Below are 606 nucleotides of genomic sequence, written 5' to 3' on the forward strand. Positions count from 1 at the left end.
GTTTGCGTGCTCTCTGATGTGAATTTCATCACGCCAAAAATTGCCTTTAATGCTCCATGTGTTCAGTGCCTTTTCCCCTTCTTTACCGGGTTTATTTAATACCATATGAGTATGAAACAAGCGTTCGTCTTCTATTGCCCATATTGCTTTTAGCTCCTGACCGTCTGCACGATATGCCGCCCGCAGCTTCCTTATAAACTTCTCAACATCGCTTTTTGCGCTCTCTCGTTCTTCCGGTCTCTCTTCTGGCTTATATGTAAATGTTATGTATAAATCTCCTACTTTGAAATTTTCTTCTATTATGGCGTGAATTCTTCGGGTTAGCTGCCTCTTATTGCTTTTGATAACAGATTCTTTTGATGGGCGGTTTTTCTTCGCCCGTCTTCTAGTCTCCCTGTCCTTTTGGCAAGTTCTAACTATAATTTCTTCCCCTGCTATTGTAACTTCTTTCCACCTTTCAATTCTCGCCATTTTGTCCTTACTTCCTCCTTTCCATTTTTTCTATGTCGTAAACTTAAGCCTATAATCAAGGGGTAAAAGAGGACGTTTTTTCACCCTCTTCAAATCCTTTTTTGTATAAATCCGTAAACTGTTTACGGATTTATC

Annotated in this window: 1 protein-coding gene; it reads right to left on the reverse strand. The window is 39.8% G+C overall.

Going from position 1 to position 606, the window contains the following annotated elements; translation table 11 throughout:
• Positions 1–471 (reverse strand): hypothetical protein (locus D1841_RS17685; RefSeq protein ID WP_371722173.1); only part of this gene is annotated, 471 nt, incomplete at its 3' end.
• Positions 472–606: the final 135 nt, after the last annotated feature.

The sequence above is a fragment of the Neglectibacter sp. X4 genome (assembly GCF_009917365.1).
In the GTDB taxonomy this organism is placed as follows: Bacteria; Bacillota; Clostridia; order Oscillospirales; family Acutalibacteraceae; genus Acutalibacter.